Here is a 2,350-nt window from a genome sequence, read left to right as displayed (position 1 = left end):
TAATTAGCGCCTTTTTACATTGTAGCTAAATACAAATTTAATGCTGATTGATCATATGCGTTGCTAGTTGAGAGAATGATTGCTTTAAGCCTTCACGTAACAACGGATTGTCTATTTCTATATCCAGCGTTTTATTCATGCAGTACATCCACTGATCGCGCAATGCTTTATCTACAGTAAAAGGCATATGCCTTTTACGTAGCATTGGCTGGCCATGTTTTTCAGTAAATAGGTTTGGCCCGCCTAACCAACCAGATAAAAATTCAAAAAATACTTGGCGAATTCGATCTAATGGCAGAGGATGCATATCATATAACGGTTTAGCGTATTCATCTGACTCCATTATGTCGTAGAATCGATTGGAGATAGCACGCGCCCCTTTTTCTCCACCTATTATTTCATACGGTGTTTTTTCAGGAGTAGGAGCCTGTTGCTCAGGAGCTGGCTTAGATTTAGAAAAAAGTCGTTTAATCATATTACTTATCATCGTTAATAGGCAGTATATAGCTGCAAAGAGGTTGCTTTAAAATGGACAAATATGCGGTTTTTGGAAATCCAATTAAACATTCAAAATCCCCCGCGATACATAAACAATTTGCTGTATCACTGGGTGAGCAAATCGACTATCGCGCAATATTAGCACCTATCGATAACTTTGAAAAAACAGTATTGTCTTTTTTTGAGCAAGGTGGTGTTGGTGCTAACGTTACAATGCCATTTAAAGAGCAAGCCTATGCAATGGCCGATGAGCTTACGCCATTAGCTAAAATTGTAGGGGCTGTTAATACATTAAAAAAACGAGATGATGGCACATTACTCGGTGATAACACCGATGGTGTGGGCTTTGTAAATGATTTAGTCGCTAATGAAGTAGCCATAACTAATAAACGCATTTTAATCATAGGTGCGGGCGGTGCTGCTCGAGGGGTTATTTTACCTTTGTTAGAGCATAACCCTCAGGAAATAATAATAGTTAATCGCACAGCACAAAAAGCTAAAGAACTCGCAGAGCTGTTTACTCAATATGGACCAGTATCTGGCTTTAGCTTTGATGATTTACCAGTAAGCGATTACTCACTAATTATAAACTCTACATCTAGCAGTATGAATAATGAGCTTCCTGCTCTTGATGAAAAACACATAACTAACTGTGAAGTCGCTTATGACATGTTTTATTCACTGCAAAATACCATTTTTATGAATTGGGTTGCACAGCATAATATTAACGCTAAGCTTTTAGATGGCAGTGGAATGTTAGTTGGTCAAGCTGCTCAAGCATATTATGTATGGCGTAACAAAATGCCAAAAATACTTCCCGTTGTTGATGCGCTCAAACAAGGAATGCTTAAATGAATCAGGCAATACAGTTTATAGATAGGCTAGAGTTTAGAGAGCCCGATCATCAGTTAGTTTTTTTTGCACAAGTTAGTGGCATGCTGGTGGAATGTATAATAGAAGTAAATACACTTAAATTAACAGACGAAAGTCACGCAACAGAATATTTTGAAAAGTATCGTTTTGATTACGAAGAACGTGCCGAGGAGCTTATCGAAGAAGAGAGCTATAACTCGGCAGGCCAAATTGAAGTAAGCTTATTAACTTAAGTTAGCGATTTCAGCTAAGTATTCATCTTTAAGTGATACATAGTTATCGGCAGATATTTTTAAGAAGGCAAGTTCTTGCTTTGTAAGAGGGCGGGCTTGCTTAGCTGGACTTCCAACATATAAGTAACCAGACTCTAAACGTTTGTTTGGTGGTACTAAAGAGCCGCCGCCAATAATAACATCATCTTCAACAACCACGTTATCCATAATAATAGCGCCCATACCTACAAGTATACGGTTTCCTAATACACATCCGTGCAGCATTACCTTATGACCAACTGTTACATCGTCACCTATAATAAGTGGGTAACCATCAGGATTGCTTTTAGTTGCGCGAGATAAATGCAATACACTGCCATCTTGTATATTTGTACGCTCACCAATACGTATATAGTTAACATCACCACGTGCAGCTACTAACGGCCACACACTACTATTATCACCTAAAGTAATGTTACCAACCAAAACCGATGACTCATCAATATAAACAGACGAATTAAATGAAGGAGTAACACCTTTATAAGAACGAATTGCCATAGTTAGTACCTTTTAGATCATGATTATTAGTATTTGAGTGTATCAGCAAGGTGATTTTTGTACCATACAGTGCACTGTTTGGTTACAAAACTATCAGTTTTAGGGGGTTTAGTTCAGATACTAACCGAACAGTATCTTTTTTTACTTTTTCTTTAAAAAAGTGCTTGCGTAAAAATATGATCTCCCTATAATGCGACCCCACTGAGACG

General features: G+C 37.8%; 4 protein-coding genes. 2 read left to right on the top strand and 2 right to left on the bottom strand.

What is annotated here, in order from left to right; all coding sequences use genetic code 11:
- Positions 1-37: 37 nt before the first annotated feature.
- Positions 38-475: a group II truncated hemoglobin gene (locus CXF64_RS09925; RefSeq protein ID WP_004335148.1), complete on the bottom strand. Its 438-nt coding sequence runs from the start codon at positions 473-475 to the stop codon at positions 38-40.
- A gap of 53 nt (positions 476-528) precedes the next feature.
- Between CXF64_RS09925 and aroE the strand changes: the two genes are divergently transcribed.
- Together aroE and CXF64_RS09915 are read left to right on the top strand one after the other, a co-directional pair.
- The gene (gene aroE, locus CXF64_RS09920; protein WP_101216918.1) at positions 529-1,353 is read left to right on the top strand and encodes a shikimate dehydrogenase; all 825 of its coding nucleotides are present in this window, start codon (positions 529-531) and stop codon (positions 1,351-1,353) included.
- On the top strand, positions 1,350-1,604 hold the full coding sequence (locus CXF64_RS09915; RefSeq protein WP_007584142.1) for a DUF1488 family protein: 255 nt from the start codon (positions 1,350-1,352) through the stop codon (positions 1,602-1,604). The genes aroE and CXF64_RS09915 overlap by 4 nt, the downstream gene beginning before the upstream one ends.
- Here the strand turns inward: CXF64_RS09915 and CXF64_RS09910 are convergent.
- On the bottom strand, positions 1,596-2,141 hold the full coding sequence (locus tag CXF64_RS09910; protein WP_101216917.1) for a gamma carbonic anhydrase family protein: 546 nt from the start codon (positions 2,139-2,141) through the stop codon (positions 1,596-1,598). The two genes, CXF64_RS09915 and CXF64_RS09910, sit on opposite strands and share 9 nt — an antisense overlap.
- Positions 2,142-2,350: the final 209 nt, after the last annotated feature.

It is taken from the genome of Pseudoalteromonas sp. GutCa3, from assembly GCF_002836155.1.
Classification (GTDB): domain Bacteria; phylum Pseudomonadota; class Gammaproteobacteria; order Enterobacterales; family Alteromonadaceae; genus Pseudoalteromonas; species Pseudoalteromonas arctica.
Note: the sequence above shows the minus strand (reverse complement) of the source record. Positions and strands in the feature narration are given on the sequence as shown.